The sequence below is a fragment of the Photobacterium sp. Ph5 genome, assembly GCF_022129445.1.
In the GTDB taxonomy this organism is placed as follows: Bacteria; Pseudomonadota; Gammaproteobacteria; order Enterobacterales; family Vibrionaceae; genus Photobacterium.
Map to the genome: position 1 here is coordinate 36,485 of NZ_JADQAQ010000026.1, position 26,044 is coordinate 62,528.

Annotated in this window: 21 protein-coding genes and 1 pseudogene; 9 read left to right on the plus strand and 13 right to left on the minus strand. The window is 37.1% G+C overall.

Going from position 1 to position 26,044, the window contains the following annotated elements:
- Positions 1 to 4: 4 nt before the first annotated feature.
- The 3 genes from I3259_RS11610 to I3259_RS11620 form a co-directional block, all read right to left on the minus strand.
- Positions 5 to 1,558, minus strand: coding sequence for an MOSC domain-containing protein (locus I3259_RS11610; RefSeq protein WP_238029778.1), 1,554 nt, complete (start codon positions 1,556 to 1,558; stop codon positions 5 to 7).
- Between the two features lie 9 nt (positions 1,559 to 1,567).
- Positions 1,568 to 1,807 carry an MOSC N-terminal beta barrel domain-containing protein gene (locus I3259_RS11615; RefSeq protein ID WP_238029798.1) on the minus strand — a complete coding sequence of 80 codons (240 nt, stop codon included), beginning with the start codon at positions 1,805 to 1,807 and terminating at the stop codon, positions 1,568 to 1,570.
- An 833-nt stretch (positions 1,808 to 2,640) separates the two neighbouring features.
- Entirely contained in the window at positions 2,641 to 3,483 is an 843-nt protein-coding gene (locus tag I3259_RS11620; RefSeq protein WP_238029779.1) for an AraC family transcriptional regulator, read from the minus strand.
- 760 nt (positions 3,484 to 4,243) lie between these two features.
- On the opposite strand from I3259_RS11620, the gene I3259_RS11625 reads away from it, so the two are divergent.
- Positions 4,244 to 5,227 (plus strand): HlyD family secretion protein, encoded by a 984-nt coding sequence (locus I3259_RS11625; protein WP_238029780.1) that lies wholly within the window; start codon positions 4,244 to 4,246, stop codon positions 5,225 to 5,227.
- A gap of 7 nt (positions 5,228 to 5,234) precedes the next feature.
- Complete coding sequence (locus I3259_RS11630) at positions 5,235 to 6,860, plus strand: FUSC family protein (RefSeq protein WP_238029781.1); 1,626 nt, start codon at positions 5,235 to 5,237, stop codon at positions 6,858 to 6,860.
- A 129-nt stretch (positions 6,861 to 6,989) separates the two neighbouring features.
- Here I3259_RS11630 and I3259_RS11635 read toward each other — a convergent pair whose 3' ends face one another.
- Both I3259_RS11635 and I3259_RS11640 read right to left on the minus strand, forming a co-directional pair.
- Positions 6,990 to 7,331, minus strand: coding sequence for a GreA/GreB family elongation factor (locus I3259_RS11635; RefSeq protein WP_238029782.1), 342 nt, complete (start codon positions 7,329 to 7,331; stop codon positions 6,990 to 6,992).
- A gap of 564 nt (positions 7,332 to 7,895) precedes the next feature.
- A pseudogene (locus tag I3259_RS11640) lies at positions 7,896 to 8,219 on the minus strand (endonuclease/exonuclease/phosphatase family protein); the annotation flags it as partial.
- A gap of 137 nt (positions 8,220 to 8,356) precedes the next feature.
- Between I3259_RS11640 and I3259_RS11645 the strand changes: the two are divergent.
- Together I3259_RS11645 and I3259_RS11650 are read left to right on the plus strand one after the other, a co-directional pair.
- Positions 8,357 to 8,563, plus strand: coding sequence for a hypothetical protein (locus I3259_RS11645; protein ID WP_238029783.1), 207 nt, complete (start codon positions 8,357 to 8,359; stop codon positions 8,561 to 8,563).
- A 17-nt stretch (positions 8,564 to 8,580) separates the two neighbouring features.
- Positions 8,581 to 10,212, plus strand: a complete 1,632-nt coding sequence (locus I3259_RS11650) for an SgrR family transcriptional regulator (RefSeq protein ID WP_238029784.1) — start codon at positions 8,581 to 8,583, stop codon at positions 10,210 to 10,212.
- A 48-nt stretch (positions 10,213 to 10,260) separates the two neighbouring features.
- On the opposite strand, the gene I3259_RS11655 is transcribed toward I3259_RS11650, so the two are convergent.
- Positions 10,261 to 11,592 (minus strand): polysaccharide deacetylase family protein, encoded by a 1,332-nt coding sequence (locus tag I3259_RS11655; protein ID WP_238029785.1) that lies wholly within the window; start codon positions 11,590 to 11,592, stop codon positions 10,261 to 10,263.
- Positions 11,593 to 11,882: 290 nt separating this feature from the next.
- Between I3259_RS11655 and I3259_RS11660 the strand changes: the two genes are divergently transcribed.
- Entirely contained in the window at positions 11,883 to 12,311 is a 429-nt protein-coding gene (locus I3259_RS11660) for a VOC family protein (RefSeq protein ID WP_238029786.1), read from the plus strand.
- Positions 12,312 to 12,376: 65 nt separating this feature from the next.
- Here the strand turns inward: I3259_RS11660 and I3259_RS11665 are convergent, their stop codons facing one another.
- The 4 genes from I3259_RS11665 to I3259_RS11680 are packed head-to-tail and all read right to left on the minus strand — an operon-like array spanning position 12,377 to position 15,694.
- Entirely contained in the window at positions 12,377 to 13,162 is a 786-nt protein-coding gene (locus I3259_RS11665; RefSeq protein ID WP_238029787.1) for a PhzF family phenazine biosynthesis protein, read from the minus strand.
- Between the two features lie 23 nt (positions 13,163 to 13,185).
- Positions 13,186 to 13,644 carry a MarR family winged helix-turn-helix transcriptional regulator gene (locus tag I3259_RS11670; protein ID WP_238029788.1) on the minus strand — a complete coding sequence of 153 codons (459 nt, stop codon included), beginning with the start codon at positions 13,642 to 13,644 and terminating at the stop codon, positions 13,186 to 13,188.
- Entirely contained in the window at positions 13,625 to 14,620 is a 996-nt protein-coding gene (locus tag I3259_RS11675) for a DUF2955 domain-containing protein (protein WP_269130215.1), read from the minus strand. Before I3259_RS11675 ends, I3259_RS11670 begins: the two co-directional genes overlap by 20 nt.
- Positions 14,621 to 14,644: 24 nt before the next feature.
- Positions 14,645 to 15,694, minus strand: coding sequence for an HlyD family secretion protein (locus I3259_RS11680; RefSeq protein WP_238029790.1), 1,050 nt, complete (start codon positions 15,692 to 15,694; stop codon positions 14,645 to 14,647).
- 1,120 nt (positions 15,695 to 16,814) lie between these two features.
- On the opposite strand from I3259_RS11680, the gene I3259_RS11685 reads away from it, so the two are divergent.
- The 4 genes from I3259_RS11685 to putP all read left to right on the plus strand — a co-directional run bounded on the left by I3259_RS11685 (position 16,815) and on the right by putP (position 23,230).
- Positions 16,815 to 17,573: an AraC family transcriptional regulator gene (locus I3259_RS11685; protein ID WP_238029791.1), complete on the plus strand. Its 759-nt coding sequence runs from the start codon at positions 16,815 to 16,817 to the stop codon at positions 17,571 to 17,573.
- Positions 17,574 to 17,767: 194 nt separating this feature from the next.
- Entirely contained in the window at positions 17,768 to 20,950 is a 3,183-nt protein-coding gene (gene putA, locus I3259_RS11690; RefSeq protein ID WP_238029792.1) for a bifunctional proline dehydrogenase/L-glutamate gamma-semialdehyde dehydrogenase PutA, read from the plus strand.
- Positions 20,940 to 21,665: an aldehyde dehydrogenase family protein gene (locus tag I3259_RS11695; RefSeq protein ID WP_238029793.1), complete on the plus strand. Its 726-nt coding sequence runs from the start codon at positions 20,940 to 20,942 to the stop codon at positions 21,663 to 21,665. Before putA ends, I3259_RS11695 begins: the two co-directional genes overlap by 11 nt.
- A gap of 68 nt (positions 21,666 to 21,733) precedes the next feature.
- Positions 21,734 to 23,230 carry a sodium/proline symporter PutP gene (gene putP, locus I3259_RS11700; RefSeq protein ID WP_238029794.1) on the plus strand — a complete coding sequence of 499 codons (1,497 nt, stop codon included), beginning with the start codon at positions 21,734 to 21,736 and terminating at the stop codon, positions 23,228 to 23,230.
- Positions 23,231 to 23,337: 107 nt separating this feature from the next.
- Here putP and I3259_RS11705 read toward each other — a convergent pair whose 3' ends face one another.
- The 3 genes from I3259_RS11705 to ectA are packed head-to-tail and all read right to left on the minus strand — an operon-like array spanning position 23,338 to position 25,571.
- A complete protein-coding gene (locus I3259_RS11705; protein ID WP_238029795.1) occupies positions 23,338 to 23,724 on the minus strand; it encodes an ectoine synthase in 387 nt (128 codons plus the stop codon).
- Between the two features lie 15 nt (positions 23,725 to 23,739).
- The gene (gene ectB, locus I3259_RS11710; protein ID WP_238029796.1) at positions 23,740 to 25,005 is read right to left on the minus strand and encodes a diaminobutyrate--2-oxoglutarate transaminase; all 1,266 of its coding nucleotides are present in this window, start codon (positions 25,003 to 25,005) and stop codon (positions 23,740 to 23,742) included.
- A 14-nt stretch (positions 25,006 to 25,019) separates the two neighbouring features.
- Positions 25,020 to 25,571: a diaminobutyrate acetyltransferase gene (ectA, locus tag I3259_RS11715; protein WP_238029797.1), complete on the minus strand. Its 552-nt coding sequence runs from the start codon at positions 25,569 to 25,571 to the stop codon at positions 25,020 to 25,022.
- Between the last annotated feature and the right edge of the window lie 473 nt (positions 25,572 to 26,044).

Consider the following 26,044-nt stretch of genomic DNA (forward strand, 5'->3'; position numbering starts at 1 on the left):
TTATTTATTGCTCAATCGTGATATTCGATGTTGGGATTGAACAACAGGCTAGTACTACACCTTGTTGTTTTTCTTCTTCACTCAATGCTGCGCTGTCTTGTTGTAATACATTCCCTTTAGTCACTTTTACTTTACAGCGTCCACATAAACCTGCACGACAACCACTTTTTATTGGTAGCTCTGCCGCTTCAATTTGATCTAACAAGCTAGTTTGGTTGTTACCAGTAAATTGTTGCTGCTTATATTGGATGTTGAGTGATTGTTCTTGTTCTGGCTTGGTCAATGTTTTATTAAATAGCTCTTGATGAAAGCGATCGGTCGGTAAGCCTTGATTGCTTAGTAGCTCTTGTGCTATTTGGTTAAAACCACTGCTGCCGCATACATAAACATGGCAGTTATCTTGTACGTCAATGTTTGCAAAGTGCTCCACGCAAATACGTCCATGATAAGCATGAGATGTATCCTTATCTTGAGTTAAACAAATATGAAGACTAATTTCTGGGTGATTGCGTTGTATTTCAGCGAGCTCAGCAGAAAAAGGAATGTCTGCTTGTGTTTTACAGTAATGATAGAAAGTTAGTCCCTGAGTATTTCTCTCAGAAATTAAGCTGCGTAGCATCGACATCATAGGTGTAACGCCACTACCAGCAGAGAGCAGCAGGGTATTTTGTTGTTTGTGTGGCTTAAGGTAAAACTGACCTGATGGTTTTTCACTCCATATCGTATCACCGACTTGTAAGTTATCGTGAAGCCAGTTTGATACTGTTCCTTGCTCAATTCGTTTAACTGAAATAGTGTATTCTTGCTCTAGTGGTGATGAAGACAGCGTATAACAACGTTCAACGATATTGCCGTTAATCGCCATACGAATAGGAAGGTACTGTCCTGGCAAGTAAGGTGCTAAAGCGGTGTCTTTTTGTGCTTTAAAAGAAAAAGAAACAAAATCTTTTGCGATGATTTCACGCTTAACGCAGGTCAGGGCAACACGTTGGTCAGGGTATGTTTCTGGAGTGCGGTGCTCTAACACTTCAACCTGATCCCCCTGACGAACAATGCCTTCTTTCACCACAATGGCATTCATGCCAAAATTCACATTGGTTGGAATGACTTTATCTGAACGAAAGGTCATGAGTGTTGCAAGGGGTTCATTATTATCTGCTTTTTTTGCGGTACTAGGATCATAGTTTACTAATACACAGCGGCTACAAGGAGCCTTAATTTCAAGTTCTACTTCACCAATACGTATTCTTTTCCAGCGATCTTCAGCAAATGCGTTCACTCCAGAAACGACTAAATTGGCACGAAACTTATCCATCGAATGGATTTCCTGAGTACGCTCATTGAGCGCATTTAGTGATGCTTCAGAGACAATCATGACGGGAAAGTTATCAGCAAAACTGACTTTAACTTGTGCTTTGCCTCCTATACGCTGGCTTTCGACACCGTTATAAAGCAGTTGTGCTGGTTGCCCAATAATCTCACTGACCCATAGGTCTGCATCGCTCGATGTTGTGTAAGCTTGGCAATTATCATTCCATACTGCCGTAGAAGTCGACATAAGTGCTAATTATCCAAAGCTCAAAGAGAGTGGCGCTTTATTCGGGTAGTTAAAAAGTAAACCGTTAGACTCAATAGTTGTAGTGATCAGTAGTAGCTGAGGATAACGACGAGAGGTGATCATAGAGCCATCAGTGAGTGCAATCATAAAGCGTCGATCAAGATCAATACCCGCTGATTTAACATAAGCCTGAGATAGAGAGATTTTCTGAGTGGATTTGATGGGAAAGATATTGATTTGAGAAAGCATTTTCTTCACTGGAATGTCATCCTATTTGATAATTACGCAATTTGTAGGATGAATAGTGAGGAAGTAATGTCAGTTAAATGTCAGCTCATAGATAGCTGTTTGTTATGATCTTAAGGGTAATATTTGTTTTGTGAATATCTTTTGGGTGCTTTAAATTCATATATAGCTCGCTGAAAGTATAAGCTAAATTCTACTTTTTTCGGGTGCTTACTTTCTGTTTTAATTAACGTTGAACTAATTTTATTTGTCCTTAGATTTGTTTTTATCTTGTTTTATACAACATCCGCCAACACTGTCTTTTTTCGCTTTAATCGAAAGTTGTATGTACAAAAAGACGATAAAAAATACAAATAATACTAAAGATATAACAACATAGAGTGGAAATAATTCGCTAATACTCATGATATTCACCTGATTAATGGAAGTGCTTATCATTTAATATACTCGATTGAAACAAGAGTGATAGGTTATTTTGCATCTCATAAACGCAAACATAATAATCAAGTTATAGGTGAAATTATCACACAAAGATGCAGTTCTTTTGCTAGTGGGATAAACGTTTGAGCTTTTGTTATTTACTTAGTGGTAAGTAAACTATTGCGATTATTTATGCGTAGTTAAAGCGAATATTTAGTTTAACAATATGAATGATAGCCTAGTATTAAGTCAGTTTTATATGGTTGGTGTTATGATAGATAGATCGTATTTGGTATAGCGTTTCAATAAATGTCTAGCATTTATCATTCAAACAAAAGCGCTTATTTTCGGAAGATAAATAATCAGATTTAGAAAATATTATAAATAATTAAAGCCGATCTTGTGATCGGCTTTAATTATATTATCTCTTTGAGTGTTGTCATATCATTTTTTGTTTTTGACTGGCGACGAAATTGAGACGGTGTAATACCATATTTCTTTTTAAAAGCGTTACTGAAATAAGAAATACTGCAGAATCCTACCCGTTCAGATATTTCATTTATAGAATAATCAGTAAATGTTAAGTAGTTAAGAACGATTCCCATACGTATATCAATGATTAATTGACTAAATTTGTACCCTTCTTTTTCTAATTGACGTCGTAATGTTGATATTGTCATGTTAAGTGCATTAGCTACATCTTCTATATTCCATGACTGATGAGGTGCTTGTACAATTAGATCTGTAACAATAGTACGAATATCATTTTTACGACGAATATTAAAAATATTGGCAATGTTAATCCCGTTGCACATCAATGTATTAAGAATATATGGTAAACATTGTTTTACTAGTAATGCTTTTAAATCATGATTGAGATAAGGATAAGCGTGATTTAGTAACGTGATATTCTCCACGATAGATGATGGTATTTTATCTAGATGAAATTGATTTGAATCTTGATGTAGTGCCGGTGTCGTTTTACATAAACTAATAGCACGTTCTATTGAGGTTGAAAGATGATTATCATCAATTTCAATTTCATTAAATTTAATTCCTTCAAGCGTATATTGCGAGATATTACACGATATATGTGAGTATTTAGGAATAACCGCAATAACTTGATTGTGACAAGGAATTGAATAACCATTGATTTCTAGTGTTCCCCACGCATTATCAAAAATTAAAATACAATGTTTTTGCAGATGGAATCTTTCTAAAATGACTTTGTTATTTATGAGACCTTGTTTGAATATCATGATAAAACCGTCTTTTTATATACTGTGTATTTATAGTAATACCCATATAGACAATAGGTAAACTACTGATATTAAAAAATATAAATGAATAGAGACTTTATACCTAATGATGAGTATGAGTGATATCTCTAGTATTTGTTATGGTGAGGATTATATATAAAACAATATCTTTTAAAAGCAATTTATATGCGTTAAAAATAAAGTTTAAAAATTCCCTATGTAAGGTGTTGTTATATATATTTATTTTGTTGTCGACTTTTAATGTACTGTTTTGATTTTATTTAATTTTAATTTTAGTTTTTTTTAATAAAAATTGTTGTTTTTTTTATGTATATCTAAGATTAATTATATAAATAATAACTGTTTTTTATTTAATAATGTATTTAACTAGACATTAAATTTTTATTGGATGTATTATTATTTTATTAATGCTATGGAGGTATCATAGTATAGCTATATTTACTTTTTGTTTTAAACATATTTACTTACCTGTTGGGTAAAAAACATAACTATAAATCATTTACAGATTGAACTGGATAATAAGTAAAAACTATGTACTTAGCTAATGATTTTATATTTCTTAACATATTAATACCTAAGATGATTATAATTGGATTCATTTCAGTTATGATTTTTTTTGTAATTAAAAAAGTCATAGAAAAAACAAATTTATTAAATGAATTATGGCATCCAAGACTAATGCTTTGGTCATTATTATGTTCCTTATATGCACTTATAGTAATTTTTTCGAGTAAATAACATGAAAATAATAAATAGTATTTTAATTATTGTTGTAACGATAGGTTTTTTTATCTTAGCCATAGATAAATATAATCAAAAACTTAGTACTCGTCATGGTGTTGTGAGAGCTAATATTATTGAGATTTCTCCTGAGGTAAGTGGAAGGATAGAGTCAGTTAAAGTTAATGATAATCAAGTTGTAAAAAAAGGTGATATTCTTTTTATCATTAATAATGACGATTATTTATTAGAGGTGAAACAAGCTAGAGATAATTATAGATTAGTTAAAAAACATCTGGATGAATTAGATTTGGAAATTATATCAGCTAAAGCTTATTTAAGAAAAGCAGAGCAACAATATGAATATGCATCCAAAAGATATAAGAGGATCCAATCGTTGCATAGTAAAGAGTATATTTCTACAGATAACTTGGATAAAATAAAAACAGAGTTTTACGATGCAAAAAATAATTTCATATCAGCTAACTCAACACTACAGAAGATATCTATTGAACGTGGTGCTATAGGGAAAAATAATATTGATTTAAAAAAAGCACAATTAGATTTAGATAAAGCATTACTTAATTTAGATAGAACCGTAATTTATGCACCTACGGATGGTCGTATTGTTTCAGTGAATATTCATACAGGAGATTATGTTAATACTGGAAAAGCTGTAGTAGCAGAAGTAGATTCTGATAGTATTTGGATTGAAGGCGTTTTCCCTGAAACTGTCATCGATAAGATCAAAGTAGGAGAATTTGCCAATATTAGTTTAATGAGTAATGAAGATGTTTCTTATACTGGTTATGTTGCAAGTATTGGGACTGCAATTAACTCAAAGGAATTACCACTATCCTCTGCTCTGATACCCGATTTACCACAAGTTTTTAAGTGGGTACGATTAGCTGAAAATATCCCTGTGCATATTAAGTTAGATAACTATGTTGATACCACGGCATTTATTGTTGGACAAACTGCAACTGTAACTATATTAAAGTGATAAAATAATGCGACTACAGATATTTAAAGCATTAAGGCTTACGCTAGCGATATTGGTATCACTTTATATAGCAATGCTATTAGGTTTTAAAGAAGCTGGTTGGGCTATTACTAGTGTTCTGATTGTATCTCTTGGTTTAATTGGTGAGATACGTCGTAAATGGTGGCAACGTATTGCTGGGCATTTTTGGGGCTGTATTAGTGGTTTCTTCTTCATATGGACTCAGGGAGAACAACATTATGGTGTATTAATAATGCTTCCTTTTATTGTTGCGGTTCTTAGCTATTTATCTTTCACTCAATTTCTATTAAAAGACTTTTTTAAATGGGGGTGTGTTGGTTTTATTATTATAGTAGCAGCAAGTATTGATAATCCTTATATTGCATTCGATGTGGCTATTGAGCGTTTTTCTTGTATTGTGATTGGGTCGACAACTGCTTACCTACTATTCACTTTGGTTCCCTTAGATAGTGAAGCTAATATAGAACAATATTATAAAAGCATAATTGTTCTTGTTTCTAATTTGGCAAATATAGCAGATGAAGAACTTTTATCTACCTATGTGATATTTTCATTGAAACAATCAGCTATTAAAATGCTAATTACAGTTAATTATAAAAGTTATATTTATGAGGATAAAGAATATAGGATGATAGCTAATCGTTTATCATCTCTTGAGCAAATAGCGCGACATATTTATGTTCTTAAATACAAAAAAGAATGTACAGAAAAAATTTCAGAATGGATAAATCAATGTTTTGACGATATAAAGATTAATAAGAAATGTAGACCTTACAACAGTAGCAATGAAAACGTACTCGTTGAACTTCTCTATAAAGATTTAGTCAAGTTTCAACAAGGTTACACCTATGATAAATTAAGCCAATATCGTTGGCGTTGGCAAAATCGTATCTTTGGTGTTGGGGCTGATTCACCACTTTTTAGTGCGATTATACAATTCATTGGATCTTTTATAGCATTATTACTATGGCAAAATGGTTGGCCTAATGGGCAATCTATATTCATATTAACTTTCGTTATTTTACTTTTATGTCAATATGGTGAACGTATAAGTCCTACTATTGTTCTGAAAGGATTTATTCTAGGAACATTTTATTCATTTCCATTATTTATATTAGTTTTTCCATATATTTTAACATCTGGTGCATTTTGGATTTTCATAATTTTACTCTATTTACCATTAAGTTATTTTTACTATGGTAATTATAAAAGTAAATTTTCAAACTTTACTATTTTTGCTGCCGTCATTATTGTGAATACAAATAGTAATAATTATATTCAAAGTAATGGAAGTTTTATTGACTATATTAACTTTTTTTTATCATTAATTGCAGTAATGTTGATAAGTTGCTTTTTGTTAAGTTCTCTTGTTATTAAAAATACAGATTATAGATTAAACCAACAGTATTCTAATTGGCATAATTTAGCTATTTCATTGTTAACAAGTTCCAAACCTGATATAAAAAATATCGCTATTTTAGAGCGACAATTAGAATTAATAATGAGTTTATATAGTAAGCTTGATTATACACAAAAAATAAAATGGAAAAATAAAGTTTCATATATTCCATTAATAATGAATAAAGTTAGATGTGAAAGATGTTATTATTAACGTTCTTGTTAAAACCACTGATTATAGTTATGTGGATAATTACATCATTTATGTTTAAAAGAAGTTTAATTATTAGAGTGTTAGTTAAAAGTGGAAATATTATAAAGCCCTAATGTTTAGGGCTTTTTTTTACTTCAATATCTTGTTTTTCACATGAATTATTTTAAATAAATAATATTTTCCATTCTCTTTAACAGTAAACTCATCTCCCACTCTGCGACCAATAAGTTCTGATCCTAATGGTGATAATATCGATAAACATCGAGATGTGTTTGTGACATAACCAGGGATGCTAAGTTGATAACAATGTTCTTGATTACTAACAAGATCTTTTACTGTAATTATTGAATCAACATAAACCATATTTGAATCAAAATATTCTTTTTCAGTTCTTTCTATTTTATTTAAAAGACTTTCAAGCATGTGTGGTCTTATTGCTAATGAAAGTGAGTTCTTAATTAAACTGAGCATAATTAATCCTTTTCGATACCCAGTTATTTCAACTTTATTGAAATTAATGGGTTGTGTTAATAATAATGAGTGCGTATTCAGTTAAATACTGGAAGAGAAGAATATAACCTTTCATAAATAATCCTAATGACTTTATGGATATAGCTTATCAAATAGATAAATATATTCAAATTTGAAGGTTTTTATATTTATTAATGTGTTTGATTAAAAGTTAAGAAGTAGGTGTTGAAGTCGTTTTAATTTACAATATTTAAAACTATTTATTATATTTTTCTAGTTTTAAATAAAAAGTAACTGGTATTTGTACTTTCTATTGTTATTTAACTTAAATAAAATGAATTGAAATCTATATTAGGTTTGAGTTTTAGATAGATAATGTTAAGAGCAGTAAAGAAGAATATATGGAATGATTAAATTAATAGACTTAATAAGGTTATCGTGCTTATTTTTTATAGGTATGATGTGTTGAAAATAAAACTAGCTGTTATTAGATAAGATAATAAGGCCAAGTACTATGTACTTAGCCTATGTTAAAAGTCAGCAATCGTCTTTTTGGGGACGATATTAATTATCTAAACGGGCTTTCAGCCACACCATACGGTGGTCGGAAGAAATATCTTTGCCTTTTCCTTTACCAATGCGTTCATCGTTCATCAGCAAGTATCCCGTTTCATTCGGTGCCGGCCAGTAAACACCAGAATCAACAATGTTTAGATTACTTGATGGGATAGCGTGATCCACTTGTAAACCAAACGTGCTGGTTATGCGCTCTGGGTGTGGATTATCTTGACGACATTCACCACTTGGGAAGCAGTATTCAGCACCAAAGCTTGTCGGAACATAAGCGCCATTAGTGGCTTCTTGATTCACACGCTGGTGCTTTAATAGGGTATCAAAATCTCAAAATTTAATGTGGCAGATTTAGAAGTAATGGAAGTTAAAACCGGAACAGTCTCTTTTTTTGTTCCGTTTTTAAATGGCTTAAAGCTCCTAAAATAGAATCATCAAATAACAGGAGCTAAATCATGAAATTTTATAATCAAATTAAAGAAATCATTAACTCATCAAAACGTTACGATAAAAAAACAGGATGGTTTGCCCGTTTGATATATATTAGTCCTGAGCAGCGATTAGAAAGGCTGAACACTATTTTTGGATCAGAGCTATTAACTCAGCCCAAACCATTAACGCTCAGCCAGCAAATGAAGTTTAACGATAGTTATCTAAAGTAATGTAAGGATCTCTCTGTATGAGCCGACGAAAACTGGAACTATATGAAAATATATTTAATCGTGTCGGTCCTGGTAAAAGTAAGGTAACCATCGTAGAGATAGCCGCTTATCTTCATTGCAGTGAGCGCCATGCAAGAACCTTATTAAATCAAATGACAACATTAGGTTGGTTAACGTGGTCACCTACTGTAGGGCGAGGTAATAAAGGGATCCTCAATTGTTTATTGGAACCGATACAGGCGTGCCACAAAGAGATTGATAAAGCGACCGACAATAGTAATTTAGATTTGGTCTATAAGCTGGTGGGCTTTAATGGGCGGGATACGGCTGCCGGCTTATGGCAATATTTATCACAAGCGGTGACAGAGAAACACAACACGATCCTTGCGCCTTTTCATCGCTGTATGAAAACGTTACATCCACATTTTGTTACTGAGCGTTCTGAGCGTCATTTTATATCGGAGATTTATCAAACCTTAGTTGAAGAAAAAACCAATAAAGTGGCTGGCAATTTAGCGCATTTTTGGGAAAGTAATAGCAACCATACCGTTTGGACCTTCTACCTTCGTCCTGAAACTCAGTTTCATGATCTATCTGTCCTGACGGCGGATGATGTTGTTGCAAGCTTTAAAGGGCTTATCCATTCAGCGCAATGGCAGCGATTGTATGATCATATAGAAAAGGTTATTGCCGTTTCTTTTGATGTGGTTGAAATTCATTTATCTACCCCAGATCCTCTTTTTATTAAATTATTGTGTCGTGCTGAAACTGTAATCATGCCAAAACAGTTCGTATTTGCTAATGAATCACATTTTAAAGCCATTGGCTCGGGACCTTTCTTGTTAGCTGTAAATTCGAACAAACTATTACGCTTACAACGCTTTTCACAATATAACCGTACATCTGCATTAATTGAGAAAATTGAATTTTGGATCCACGAGAATTGGGCAGAAAGAAAGAAGTGTTATCAGAACTTTTTCTTTTTAAATGACAGTTTAAATGTGTATGAGACAGCCTGTGATTATGTCGGTTCGTTTTATTGTTTGATCGCAAATAAACAATTACAGACACAAGACGTTAAACAAAACCTAGAATCGGCATTTTTAGGAAATAAGACTCAAACAGATGCGGAATATTCTGTATATACGATAAGTCATGAGAATAATCGAGAATGTCGAGAGTATTCTAAACAGTTATTTACCTATTTTGATAAACCTGAAACATTGCAGATGAAAGAAGTAAAGTTTGGTCAGTTTCTTGATGGACTTGATATGTCGATTTTAGGAGTAAGAAAGGAAGATAATAAGTACACCAGTTTGTTTGCTTTCTTTAAATTATACCCGCACTGGGCATCGGTATTGACCTTTACACAGCAAGATTATTTACAACAGCAGATCGCTGCGATCCGTATTGAAGTGGATGCGTTACGTCAACAAGCATTGATTAGTCAGGTTATGACGTGGTTAGAACAACAACATATTTTATTTGAAATTAAGCGTGAAGGCTTAACCCTCTCGGTACCAGAGCAAATACGAGGCGTGGAGATCAACGCGAATGGGTGGTGCGATTTTTCTAAGCTTTGGATCAAACCAATGAAAGTGAAATCGGATGTTACAGCGTCAATGGAAAGTTTGATCGCCAAATATTAATAAGACGAGGAATTAGAACTCCTCGTCTTCATATATTAACGGATATTGCTATTGGTGAGGCGTACAGTGTTTTACTTCTTGCCAAGGTGAGTTTTGATATAAGGCTGGGATTTGATGGCTTGTCCACCATTTGGCGACATAGTTTTTCTCATTAAACATCACTGAATCGCCTTTTTGATAGGTATGATGTGCTTGCCATTGCTCATCTGCACATAGTGTAAGTGGTTCAGGTTTAACCATCCAATCAATCAGTTGTTTATGATTAATGAACCTTACTTCAGGTTTACTTAAGGCATAAACAATAAACTGTTCAAGTACATAACGGCGAGATTTTACTGTGGTTTCTGGTTTATCAGTATGCTCTTCACCGTTTAAATAACCATAGAAATCAGAGTGTAAGCCTAGAACTAATGGCGCTTTATTTCCAGCGAGACGTAAATCTAGGTTGTATTTATAAATTGCCAGTACATCGTTAGCATTTAGACCTGCGGCAAAGTAGGTAGGTGTTGAGTAGAGATTCCAGTCAAAGTTATCTCCCTTACCTGATTGTGTATCAAACCAAGGCACACGCGATGAGATTTTGTCACGTAATGAATATGTTAAGCCGTAATCAGCAACAACATCGTTAGGTGGCACAATCAACGTGTGTAGTGGTATTTCCCAAAGCCCTGGATAATGATTAATAGCAGGTTTCCAGCCACCATTAACCGCAGCATTATGATCTGGGCTACCGTTATCTAAAGTGTATGGCCAAAGGTTATTGGTGCCATTTTGATCTCCTGATATGCCCGCTGGAAAGCTGACATCATAACTAATACCGTTATTGACTAGTGCGGTTAATACATTGTCGTTATAAGTTAAAAATGGCGCTCGATAGCCATAAACTCTCTCCACTCCTATACCACCATCTTGCTCAGAGGTAGTTAAAAAACGGTTACATGTTTCAATTTCGTTATTCCATTGTTCTGCAGTCATGGTGCCTGCACCATCATGTGGATGGTTTTCACTATGGTTACCAATATCATGGCCTTTATATTTCATAAGCTTCCATAGATTGGTGATTGATTCATTGTCTCTTGCGGTTGCGCAGTTAACAAAGAAACTGGCTGTTAGCGGCTTACCTGCATAACTGTCATGGCCTTGTGGGTTGTTATATGACGCCAGCATATTAACAACCCAAGCTAAACCATTTTCGGTGACATTATCGTCAAATCCAAAACTGACAAACATTGGTGTTTTATCAGTATCGATGGGGGATTGTTGTGATGGCGCAATATTGTTTGTATCAGCAAAAGAGGGAAGTGCTGTTAATAATAAAGAGCATGCAAGAGTGATTTTTCTATGGTGTTGTTTGATGTAGGTGTGAAGTGTATTTTTCATTTATATCCTTTAATTTCATAGTATTGATTTTCTAGAAAGTAAGATAGCGATGTAGTTTTATAAAAAGCGAATCAGAAAGCTTTTTTAACGTTTCTTTTATTAACGTGTAGACATTCTGCTGATCGTATTTTCAGTAGTGTTATTATTTTTGTTGAAGTCGCTCGAAAGTATTTTTAAAGGGAATAAGCCATTCTTTTTTGATGCGTTACTTAAAATAAAATCTTTCTTGACCTCAAGTTAACTTGAGGAATTAAAGTACTCACATATTTTAAAACAAGAAGGAAAAAACAATGAAAGGATATGTAGAGCACATCAATATACAAGTGGCTCAGCCAGAAAAAACGATCCATTTTTTATTAACAGCGCTACCTGAATGGACGATTCGCGGGGAGGGGAAAATTGATGACTGGTTTGGTCAGCCAATGCATTGGTATCACATTGGCGATCAGGATAGCTATGTGGCGATAGGATCAGGGGGAGAAGGTCTGGTTCCTGATTGGAAGGGAAGTGCATCAGGCATTAAGCATGTTGGTATTGTGGTTGAAAGTATTGATGATACGGTAGAAAAGCTGATGAATGCTGGTTATGAAGTGGATCATTGGAGTGGTGATCATCCTTATCGTCGCAGTGTTTATTTTATCGATGATAATAATTTCGAGATCGAGTTTATTGAATATTTTACCGATGATCGAGTACTTAGAAATGATTACAGCCAATAAAGGTGAAATGAAATAAGAAAGGAGAGCACCCTTCTCTCCTTTATGGATTGAATACAAGTAAAGCGTTATAAGTATACGTTTCCACGCAGATATAAAACCGCTGATCCGGCAATAATAATGCGATCATTATCGATCATTTTACACTGTAAAACACCACCACGTTGTGAGGCTTGGTAAGCGGTTAATTCTCGTTTACCGAGCTGTTCAGCCCAATATGGCGCTAAAGCAGTGTGGATTGAACCTGTTACGGGATCTTCGTCACCGCCATTGGCTGGCCAGAAATAACGAGACACAAAATCGTATTGTGACGATTGTGCAGTGACGACTATATCGTGAGGGGCGAGCTGTTTAAGTTGCTCTGAATCGTAAACGACATCTTGTACTGCTTGTTCACTGGGCAAAACAGCAATGTAGGCTTGGCGATTTTTTAGCACCTTGGTGGGCGTAATAGATAATCCCTTGAGTAAGGCGGCTGGTGGTTCAACTTCTTCACCGGGCTGGCAAGGGAAGTTCATTTCAATATTACCATTTGTGGCTTGTTTTACTGTTAGTGTACCGACTTGCTCCGTGGTAAAAGTGATCTCGCCTTTAAGCTGGTAAAACTGATACAGAACAAAGGCAGAGGCAAGCGTTGCATGGCCACAAAAGTCAATTTCAGTCAGAGGAGAAAACCAACGTATCGCATAGGTATTATCGCCCGTTGGTTTAATAAAAGCCGTTTCAGACAGATTATTTTCAGCAGCAATATGCTGCATTAATGAGGCTTCTGGAAAAGTGGTAACTGGCATGATTGCCGCAGAATTACCTTTGAAATGTTGGTCGGTAAAAGTATCGACAACGAAAATATCCATATTATATTTTTCCCTGAATTTGATTACGAATTGACGAGTATATCGTGTCGAATCAATTTCTTGTTAATGTTGAATAAAAGTTCGCGTTCTTCATTTGTTAGTGGAGCAAAGAAGTCTTGATTGATATTAGCAATACACACGGTGGCTTTTTGCTCAATATCTTTACCTTTCTCAGTGATGACAAGATAGCGGGCTTTTTTGTTTTGTTCTGATTTATGGACGGTGATTAATTCACGTTTAATACAGTTATCGATTAAACGTTTAGTCACTGAACGTTCGCGGTGCAGTGCATCAGAAACGGCTTGTTGCGGCACTTCGCCTAAATGACTGAGCACGCGTAGTGCACCTAACATTTCTAACGTAATATCAAATTCCGTCGCCAAAGCAGAGGTGGCAATACTACGAAATTGTTTATAGGCTAATCCCATTGTAAAAGACAAACTCTCATTAAGAGAAGGGATATCAGTGTAGTTCTGTGACATGACGTTTCTTCGCCGTAGTAATGAAATAAAACAGAGCCAATATACCTAAAGTACAGCTAAGTTCCCATCCTCGAAGGAAAGTACTACTTAATCCTAACTCACTATTGGTCATATAAAGTTGGATTGGTAGCATGGTTGCGAGCAAAATATCGGGATGTAACTCTTGGTGTGGGCCTTCATCGGTATAAATTTTGTAACTGATCGCGTAAATCAGTGCAAATAACCCCAAACTATAAACAATAATATCACTTTGATAACCGGCAATAAGCAGCATAAATATCGCCGCAATGGCACATCCGCCAACTTGAGTAATAAAGCGTGATTTAACAATTTTTAAATATGTTTCTCGGCTGGTTTGGGTTGCTGCTGCAATGACTGGCACCATACAAAATGCGCCAGAAATTAGATTTACAATCATTAAAAAACCAAGTCCTAAACCAATCAAACTCACTGATATTAAGCGTTGTTGAGCGGTGACAGGGGTTGTTTTCGGTTTGAAAAAGCCAGATGTTGTTTTCGGTGGTAGTAGCCAAAAAAACAGCTTGGTTACACAGATACTAACAACAATTGCTAACCCCACTTCGTGTAAACGCTGCGGCATATCCATATTGGTATGTAGCGCAAAAACGATATTTAAAATCCAGTTTATCGTTGGCATAAACAGCGCACCCACTTTTGCGTGAGAATCTGCCCGTTTTCTTAGTTGATCGAACAGTACAATACTGATCGTCCAAATAATAAAAGGATGATCGCTAAAAACTTCAGACACGAAAACTGCACAATAAGCGGAGAGCAACACTAAGCCTAATGTTTTGCTTAATCCTTTCCAACTGTAGTCTTTTACTTTCGTCGCAATAATTATTGGAAATAGCGCAAAATAAACGTGTGAATTTATATGAAAAATCTTACCGAACATCATACAGATGCACACAATGCATGTGGTGCGCAGTACATCTGTATTCATTGAATGTTTCATATCCTACCTGTATTGTTTTTCTGCTTAGTAGATGTAGCGGAATAAGGCAATAACATGGATCCATACTGAGCTGATCACATCTAATACGGGATTACCATTCAGCACAATGACACTTGCGCGAGAGCCTGAAATAACATCTTGTTGCGGTACATTGACAGCAATACGAGTACGGATTTTTTGTTGTTCGCGGATCCAACGTGTGTCATTGGTAACGGTTGATAGTTGTGTTAATGGGTTACTCGCATCAAAAATAGCGCGATCTTGATTTTCTATTTCGCCTTTAAATACCCGACCAGGTTGAGAATCAAAACTTATCAACACATGGTTTTTAGGTTGTAAATGGGCAATGCCTTTTTCGTTAAAGTCCGCACTTAGCCAACTGTTTTTCTCATTAACGAGGAAAAGGATCGGTGTGCCTTTATTTACATAAGTCCCTGCATCTAATTGCAAGTTACTGACCGTTCCTGCTGTGTTAGTCATCACTGTTGTATTTGCGAGATCCCACTCTGCGCGATCTAATTTTGCCTGTGCGAGTTCAACGGCAGCAGTGTTTTTTTTACCTGATAACGTCGCTTTTATTTTTAGAACATCAGCTTGTGCTGCAGCAATACCACTTTTTGCTACATCCGTGGCACTGATAGCATCATCCAGTTCTTGGCGGGTTGTTAACCCTTTACGGCTGAGTGTTTGGTAGCGCTCCAATTTATGTTGCGCATTTTTCCACAATGTTTTTTTCTGTAGCACCACTTGTTGTGCTGCTGCGAGTTGCTGCCATATTCCAGCATTGGCTTCTTTTGCTTGTTGTAACTCGGCTTGTGCTTGATCGACAGCAATTTGATAAGGCTTTGCATCAATAGAAAATAACGGTTGGTTAGCGTTAACGTGTTGACCATTAATGACATAAACATGGGCGATATTTCCCGATACTTCAGGAGCAATATTCACCACTGATTTATAGAAAGTGGCTTGTGTGGTAAATGGCGACACATTATCAGCCATTAAAAGAAAAGCTGATAATGATAAAGCGAAACCGATCACGGTATATAAGAGGACTGAATAAATGTTCGTTTTCATTTTTTTGTTACCCATACAACAAAATATCTGAGCAATCATACCTCTTATAATGTTGTATGTGCAACGTTAAATATTGTTGTGTATTGTTTGGTATGGCGTTGAAAGAGGGGGTTCGAGTGTGGAGTAACAAAAAATGGCAGCTCTAACCGATAAATTTAATTGGGTAATTTGTTTTATAAATAAGACGTTAGTAGTGTTTTAGGTTGTTTTTAAATTTTTTTCCGTGTGGAAATTTGCCTAATCGGCATTTATCTACCATATTTAACTTAACCTGTATTGAGATAGTTACTCGAGCTTACGGAGGATTGGAGCTGTTTTTAAAGACTCACGGATACAGGTATCAGTGATTATTAATAGACCTCTTTGACCCGTTATTGGTAATCACTCAGTTGCATCGCGCAACATGTGAAAAGTAGACAAAGCAATACATGTAAGAGCAACAAAGTAACACCGTAAAAATTACACAGTAAAAGCTACACATGTAAAAGCTTCTAAGTGATAACTTAGTTGTTAACAATTTGGTAAGTTACACCTTTTAAAAATTTGCTTCTTCGCCAATATATAGCGGTCCGCACAAATATTGTGGGACACGGCAAGCTCAACGTAATGAGTGGCGAAGCGTAACAATATTGGTGTGCCGAGTAAGTACACTAATAGCAACACCAAGCCGCACTGCAATAGTGCGGCTTTTTATTTTTAGAGATTTATTAATAATTCAGAAAATCACAATAATTATTAATTATTCCTATTGAAAATTTTAAGATATTGAAAATAAAGTAAAAATAAATGTTATCCACAAATTCAGTGGGTAACTCTAACCAATCATCAAATATGGTTGATGGTTTTTTGTTCATTTTTGGAATGAGAGGAGATAACCATTTGACTTGTGTTATGCGTATTGTTGTATTTGGTGGTTTAATCGACAACCACTAAATAATTTAATTTGTGATAAGTTTTATAGATTTGATAATGCCTAATAGGTATTGGTAAGTGCTGCACTTGTATTCGTGATATAGATACTTTGACTGTATACGTGCACCGCGATTATTTTTTATTTGCAATAAAGTGATGGGGTGATAGGTAGCAAGTGATCTGATGACAAGGAATAAAGGAGAATTCGATGGAACACGCAGTGACAACATTTAATATCGTAAGCCTTTCTGATTCGATGACTCATCACGCTCATAATTACCACCAAATAGTAGTCGGCCTTTCTGGTCAAAGTGAATTTGATATTAAAGGGGTGAAAAAGAGTGTACTTGCTGGTGCAGGGTGTGCAGTGAGTGCTAATGTAGAACACAGTTTTTATGGTGATCAAGATAATCAGGTATTAGTCGTTAATACATCGTCACGGTGTTCAGATAATAGTATGGCTTTATTTGCAGAATCATCACGTTCTGGCTATTTCAATCTTGATTTGCGTACTCAACAACTCATCTCTTTACTTACTGCTGAAGCACAGCAATCTAAAACAGATACAGGGTTGTGTAATAGTATAAGCCAAACAATATTTTACTTATTAAAGCGCAGTCTTATTTCACCTACTCAAGAGAGACCAACCCCAAGGTTAGATATCAGTTTAATTGATAGCTATATTCAACAACACCTCGATAAGAAAATTTCGGTTGCTGAGTTAGCCAGTTTGTCTTTTTTAGCACAAAGTCAGTTTTATTTACTCTTTAAAGAGCAGGTAGGTATTACTCCCCACCAATATGTTTTACGTAAACGGCTGGAATTCGCCAAACAACTGATCCTTGTGCAACGGATGCCTCTATCTCAAGTAGCGCAGTTATGTGGTTTCTCTAGTCAAAGTAGTTTCAGTCAGGCTTTTCGTCGTTTATATGGTCAACCTCCTGCTCGTTATCAATTTCTTATTTGATCTTATTTTTTACCAGTCTTAACTACCTGCTTTAGATCTCGTATTACTGATGTACGGAGGATAACTAAAATACCTCGTAGGAATGGATAAGACGGCATTGATGTTTAACCATAATATTCTTTTCCAATAACAGTTTAATAACATTGCTATTGGGGGACATTGTATCTCAATAGCAATGTCATAGAGGAAACCTGATGTTTAAAGCCGTTGATGTACTCGATCCTTCCTTTATAGAGCAGCCCTTAGCTCAATTATGGGCATTAATATCACCACTGTATGCTGTTGATGAGTCAGAGTGGCTGACACAGTTACTGCCATTAGCAGAACCAACCGAAAAAGAACGTTTATATAGTGCTGAGCAAGCCAGTGATCTTATTGCTCGTGTTCGTGCGGATAAAAATGCGGTGCAAATGATTGATGCACTGTTATTGGAATACAGTCTAGAGACCAAAGAAGGGATCTTATTAATGTGCTTAGCTGAAGCACTGATGCGTATTCCTGATCCTGCAACTGCCGATGCCCTTATTCGCGATAAATTAAGTGTTGCTGATTGGAAATCTCACCTGAAAAACTCTGATTCGTTGTTTGTGAATGCCTCAACATGGGGGCTCATGCTAACAGGGAAAGTGGTAACGTTAGATGCCAAACAAGACGGTACACCAACGAATGTGATTAACCGCTTGGTTAATAAAATGTCAGAGCCAATGATCAGACAAGCCATGCATCAAGCGATGAAAATCATGGGGCACCAATTTGTTCTAGGGCGAGATATATCTGAGGCGATGAAAAACGGCAAACCTAAACGAGAGCAAGGGTTTACTTATTCATTCGACATGCTAGGTGAAGCAGCGCTAACCGCTCAAGATGCCGAAAAATATTACAATGACTACCTTACGGCGATTAAAGCGGTAGGGAAGGTCAATAGTGCCATTTCGACTCAATCGGTTCGTCAATCATCAGATCCTACCGTATCCATTAAGCTATCAGCATTGCATCCTCGTTACGAAGTCGCCAATGAAACGCGTGTGTTAGAGGAAATGTACCATTCTGTACTTGAGCTACTAATTTTTGCCCGAGAGCATAACGTTGGGATCACGATTGATGCTGAAGAAGCAGACAGATTAGAATTGTCATTAAAGCTGTTTGAAAAACTGTATCGCGCAAAAGAAGTGAAAGGTTGGGGGCGTTTCGGTTTAGTTGTACAAGCGTATTCGAAACGTGCTCTACCTGTATTAGCGTGGCTTGCTGCCCTTGCAAAACAACAAGCTGATGTGATTCCACTTCGATTGGTAAAAGGCGCCTATTGGGATAGTGAACTGAAACTTTGTCAGCAAGCAGGCTTTAATGGTTATCCTGTTTTTACGCGTAAAGAAGCGACAGACAGTTCTTATTTAGCCTGTGCGAGGTTTCTACTATCTGAGCCTCTAAAAGGACTGATCTACCCACAATTTGCGACTCATAATGCTCACACGATAAGTGCTATTGTCACGATGGCGAAGCATCCTTGCTTTGAATTCCAACGCCTGCATGGTATGGGGGATGCGTTATATAACCATGTGATGGATATGCATAAAACACAGGTACGTATTTATGCTCCAGTGGGGAGCCATAAAGACTTACTGCCATACCTTGTTCGTCGTTTATTAGAAAATGGTGCGAATAGTTCGTTTGTTCATCGCTTGGTTGATGCTAATTGTCCTATTGCCGATCTCACACAACATCCTGTTGATGTGCTTAAGCAACGCAAAACACTGCACAATAGCTTGATCCCATTACCGATAGATATTTTTGGCTCTGAACGTAAAAACTCATCAAGTATCAATATTGATATCGAATCACAGTGGCAGCCATTTTATCAGGCGGTACGTGCCTTTGATAAGGTGAGGTGGAAAGCATCATCGATTTTGAATGGAAAACCGACGGCTATTTTGGCTGCCGAGCGAGTTTGCGTGACAGCACCTTATGATCGTGAGGAAGTGGTTGGTGAACTGATCTATGCCACATCATTGCAAGTGGATATAGCAATAGCATCTGCCCATGACGCTTTTGCTGATTGGTCACAACGCTCTGCAAGCGAGCGTGCGAATTACTTATTACTATTAGCCGATAAACTTGAATTACATCAAGCGGAATTAGTGGCGTTGTGTCATCTCGAAGCGGGAAAAACCATCCACGATGCGATTGATGAAATTCGTGAAGCGGTGGATTTTTGCCGTTATTACGCAGAGCAAGCTCAAACGAATTTTAACAAGCCTAAACGTATCACTAGCTTTGATGGTGTCGATCAAGAGATGACCTATCAAGGGCGGGGGGTCTTTGTTTGTATTAGTCCTTGGAATTTCCCATTAGCCATTTTCTTAGGTCAAGTGTGTGCTGCTTTAGTTGCAGGTAATACGGTAGTGGCGAAACCTGCAGAGCAAACCTCATTAATAGCTTGCCGTGCTATTGAATTGCTACTGCTTACAGGTATTCCACAAGGTGTTATTCAAGTTGTAACGGGGTTGGGACGTGAAATCGGTCATCAATTGACATCTAACGAGCGTGTTGCTGGTGTAGCCTTTACAGGTTCAACACCCACAGCCCAATTGATTAATCGTACATTAATGGCACGTGATTGTGCGCCAGTCCCATTTATTGCCGAAACTGGCGGTCAAAATGCAATGATCGTTGATAGTACAGCGCTACCTGAACAAGTTGTACGTGATGTATTACGTTCAGCGTTTGCCTCTGCAGGTCAACGTTGCTCAGCATTACGTGTACTCTTTATTCAACAAGATATTGCAGAACGTGTGATCACCTTGATCAAAGGGGCGATGGCTGAGCTTAAGGTTGGGGATCCGCAATTACATGCTACCGATGTGGGACCTGTCATTGATCTTGCTGCGAAACAAAAGCTGCTTACTCATATCGAGTCGTTAAAAAACCAAGCACGATTGATTTGCCAAACGCCGCTACCTGACAGTTGTGCGAATGGCGATTTTGTTCCGCCGACGGCCATTGAAATTCAACATATTGATCTATTAGAGCAAGAGCACTTTGGCCCAATTCTCCATATTGTGCGTTTTAAGGCGAGCGAGATCGATCAAGTCGTTAATCAAATAAATCAAACGGGATTTGGTTTAACGATGGGGATACATAGTCGAAATGAGCGTACCTATAGTGAAATAGCGTCACGTGCCAAAGTTGGCAATTGTTATATCAACCGCGATCAAGTGGGAGCCGTTGTTGGTGTTCAGCCTTTTGGTGGTCGGGGGTTATCGGGGACAGGGCCAAAAGCGGGCGGGCCTCACTATTTGTATCGTTTTATGCAGTCAACGATTACGTCAATCAACGTCACTAATCAATGCGAGATGGAAGGAGTAAACAATGAAAAATGATCCGCAGTTAATGGCGTTATCTCCACAATTACAAAAATCGCTGCAAAGTAGCATTTTTGCTTCTTCTGTATGGAATGATCTGGACTTTGAAACGCGAATCGCTATTCTACGCCGCTGGGCAAAATCGCTAGATAATTCATCTGCGATGATGGTGAATTTTCAGTGTAATAATGCACAGGAAATGGTCGCTGAGATGCAAGTAATGCCAGGACCAACAGGAGAAAGTAACACGCTTTATTGTGTTGGCCGCGGTGTGTTTGTTGTTACTGCAAGTGATGATGTGGCTAACCATGTGGTGATTGCTCAAATTGCCACAGCATTGGTGTGTGGTAACAGCGTTATGTTGTGTTTATCGCCTGATCACCCTTTAAATACTAGTGTCATTCTTAGTCAACTAGAGCAAGCAGGATGTGTTGCCAATGTACTTAGTGTTATTGACTGCGCTGACTTTGATGCATTAATTCAAGCTGAAGAGGTTACAGCAGTCGCTTATAGCGGTACAGCGGATCGTGCTTTGAGCTTAGCGCGTCAATTAGCAGCGAGAAATGGACAGTTAGCACAATTAGTAGCGGAAACCGATCTTGATGATCTACCTGTTATTGGTAGCCCAAGTTACTGTTTACGCTTTATCACCGAGCGTACCAGCACTATTAATATTACAGCCGTTGGCGGTAATGCAACGTTATTAGAGCTTGGTTGTGGAGAATCAGACTAACCAGACCTTGCTTAACATGATAATAGGCCTTTGCCATGAACAAAGGCCGTTAAAAGGAAGTACGACATATGATTGAAAATAACTTCGCGATTACAGCAACCTTTGTAGCCTATCTACTAGGGATGCTAGCGATTGGTTATATTGCCTATAAACGCACATCAAGCTCCAGTGATTACTTTCTCGGTGGGCGTTCATTAGGTCCTTGGCCTTCTGCTATATCTGCAGGAGCATCGGATATGAGTGGCTGGTTATTATTAGGGTTACCGGGATACGCATATCTAGCAGGTTTTGAGTCATTATGGCTAGCTGGTGGCCTATTACTGGGGACGTGGTTGAACTGGCTGATCTGTGCTAAACGCTTACGCACGTATAGCATAACAGCAGACAACTCACTGACTTTACCTGAGTTTTTATCACGTCGATTTGATGATAATTCAAAGCTTATCCAAACGATTTCCGCCTTCTTTATTTTGCTCTTTTTCCTTTTCTATACCAGTGCTGGTTTAGTGGCAGGCGGCAAACTGTTTGAAACCGTTTTTGGTTTAGATTACACGCTCGCGCTATTTATCGGTACTTTGTGTGTTGTAACGTATACCTTATTTGGGGGATTCCTTGCGGTATCTTGGACTGATTTAGTGCAAGGTCTATTGATGTCAGCTGCACTGCTTATTGTGCCAATCGCAGCGATGAATGCCGATCCTGTTCAGCTAATGGAAACGCTTCATAACAAGAACCCTGAATTGCTCACGTTCTGGCATGATATTAAAGGTCAGCCATTATCATTTATGGTTATCTTGTCACTATTAGGTTGGGGACTCGGTTACTTTGGTCAGCCTCATATTCTTGCGCGTTTTAAAGCGACACGCTCTAACAAAGACATTGGTACAGCACGTCGTATTGCCGTGGTGTGGACGGCTTTGTCGATGATTGGTGCGTTGTTAGTTGGCTTAACGGGTATTGTTTATGTTGATGGTAACCTTGGTGGTGAATTAGCGGATAGTGAAAAGGTATTCATGTTGCTAGTGAATGCGATTTTCCATCCAGTGATGGCCGGTATTTTATTAGCGGCAATTTTGGCGGCGATCATGAGTACTGCGGATTCTCAGTTGTTAGTCTCTTCATCGGCACTGGCTGAAGATTTCTATAAACAAGTATTTCGACCACAAGCGTCAAGTAACGAAATTGTTATGGTTGGGCGTATTGCGGTGATTGCATTATCAATTGTTGCCTTTGTTTTAGCACTAAACCCTGATAGCTCTGTATTAGGCCTAGTGTCTTATGCTTGGGCGGGATTTGGTGCGGCATTTGGCCCTGTATTGTTATTAAGTTTGTACTGGAGTGGTATGAACCGTTATGGCGCGATTGCAGGTATCGTGACGGGGGCGGTAACCGTTGTGGTATGGAAGCAACTAACAGGTGGAATGTTTGACTTATATGAGATCATTCCTGGCTTTATCTTTGCTGGTGTTGCGGTTGTGGTTGTGAGTAAAGCAACAGGTCGTCCGTCAGAAGCGGTACAACAGCAATACCTGCAATATCAAAAAAATCTGGTTGAATTCGATTAATATTATCTAATATTACGCAATAAAAAATCCCTGTATCAGCTTAGCAGTACAGGGATTTTTTTATCATAGATGGCAGTGTTCGTTGCACTGGCTATACACGTAATGTTTTAGTCAATGAGTGGATACACACCGTTTTCATCATGTGTTTCTTTGCCTGTGATTGGTGGGTTAAACACACAAGCCATCACCATTTCTTTGTCTTTATAAGCACGTAAATAATGCTCATCGTGTTTATCAAGGATATATAGTGTGCCAGGTTTAATTGGGTAAGTTTCACCACCAACAACTTCAATTTCACCTTCGCCACTCATGCAGTAAACAGACTCTAAATGATTTTGATAATGAATATGGGTTTCAGTGTTCTCAAAGATTGTCGTAATGTGAAAAGAAAAACCCATCTTGTCATCTTTAAGTAGCATACGAACACTCTCCCAAGTTTCAGAAGCTACACGGCGCTCGCTATCACGACATTCATCAAGTGTTCTAACAATCATTATTTCGTCCTTAAATTATGATGCTTGTTTAAAGTCTTCTGCTACGACTTGTTCTACCGCATTTTCAAAAATACTTAAGCCTTGTTTTAGCTCTGCTGTTGTGATCGTCAGTGGGCTGAAGAACTTGACGACTTCATCGTTAGGGCCTGCTGTTTCAATGATCAAACCATTTTCAAAACAAAGCGTTGTTATTTGATCGGCTAAATCACCATCCGAGCACTCGATACCAATCATCATACCGCGACCTTTTTTCTGTACGAAGAGATCTGGGTGATCATGCAGGCATTTATCAATAACAGTTGAGATGATGTCAGAACATTCTGCAACGTGCTTTTCTAATTGGTCATCAGCCCAATAGGTTTCTAATGCTTTTGTCGCTGTCACGAATGCATGGTTGTTGCCACGGAATGTACCGTTATGTTCACCTGGATTCCAAATATCGAGTTCCGGTTTTAATAGCACGATAGCCATGGGTAAGCCGTAACCACCAATAGATTTTGAAAGGGTAACAATATCGGGTTTAATACCTGAAGGCTCAAAGCTAAAGAAAGTACCGGTACGACCACAACCTGCTTGAATATCATCAACAATCAGTAAGATATCGTTTTGCTTACAGATTGTTTCTAAACGTTGTAACCACGAGGTCGATGCAACGTTCAACCCACCTTCGCCTTGTACTGTTTCAATCAATACAGCGGCAGGCTTGTCCATTCCTGCAGAGTTATCAGCAAGCATGGTTTCAAATAACTTTAGCCCATCAATATCGGCGTAGCCTTCAAATGGGATACGCGTAACATTATTCAAGCTCATGCCTGAACCTTGGCGATGATGTTGATTGCCCGTTGCCGCAAGCGCCCCAGCAGTACAGCCGTGGAAACCATTGGTGAAAGCAACAATAGAGCTACGTTTTTTAACTTTACGTGCAAGTTTGAGTGCGGCTTCTACAGCATTAGTACCTGTAGGGCCTGTAAATTGGGTAACGTAATTAAGTTGACGAGGTGACAGAATATTACGCTCTAATACTTCAAGGAAATCAGCCTTTGCTGTAGAGTGCATATCTAAACCATGAGTGATCCCATCTTGTTCGATATAGTCGAGCAAAGCCTGTTTAAAAATAGGGTTATTATGGCCGTAGTTCAGTGATCCAGCACCGGCTAGAAAATCTAAGTAACGATCTCCTTGTTCGGTTTCAAGCCAACTCCCTTTTGCTTTAGTAAAAACGACGGGAAAACTGTTTGAGTAAGAACGAACTTTAGATTCCTGCTTCTTAAAAATATCCATAATATGGCCGTTTATTATCCTTTTTGTTTAATTTGAGTTAAAGGGATGCGATACAACAATTCCGTATCGTGCTTACCTTTAAAATGTATATTCTTGTCTAAAAATGTGCTGACTTCGCCATTGTTACTATTACGTGCATCGAGTTTTTTAAATAACGCCCATGAGGCATCGTTTTCTTCCGTAATAGTTGTTTCTATAGCGTTAATATTATTTAGAGAATCACGGTTTAACAGGTGCTCTAACATGGTATATGCGAGCCCTTTTCCTCGAAACTGAGGAGCAACGGCAACTTGCCATATAAATAGGGTATTTGGTTGATTAGGTTTTTGATAACCAGAGATAAAACCTGCTATTTCACCATCATATTTTGTTATCACACTCGTATTACTAAAGTGAGTTGTTTGAAGAAAATTACAATAAGATGAATTGGTATCGAGAGGGGGACAGTTTGCTATCAACGTAAAAACGTCATCGCCATCTTTAGCTGTTGGTTGTAAAAATGTCCATTTTTGACTCTGGTCTTCACCTGTCTCGGAAATGATTACCGAAGGTGTTGATATGTCCATATTAAGAGTCTATTCCTTTGAGCTCTAAATAATTTGACAGGTATTATTACCTACTATGATGACGTGCGATTGATTAATTGCTAAATATCTGTGCTTTATGTGAGCGTTGTCGCGTTATCTCATGTATGTGGCATGATAATAAGTGGTTAGAGTACTAAATTAATTCGTTGTGTTAAGCGCGAAGAATAAAGAAAAAAAGCAGGATTGAATATTAATATGCAAGTTGTTTTTTATTGTTTTATAGAACGCGAAAGGTGTATTGAGTGAAAATTTTGTATTTATATTGGGGTGAAAAAATTCTGTAATTAGTGAGTTATTTTATCCAAATGTCTATTTTTATATGTCGTTATTATTAGCATTATATTTCCTGATTACCACTATTTAACAGCTACTGTTAAATTATCTCCTATACTTCAAGATATTGAAGTATAGGAGTGACGTTATGCCTAAGAATTCAATCCAATTTCAGAAAG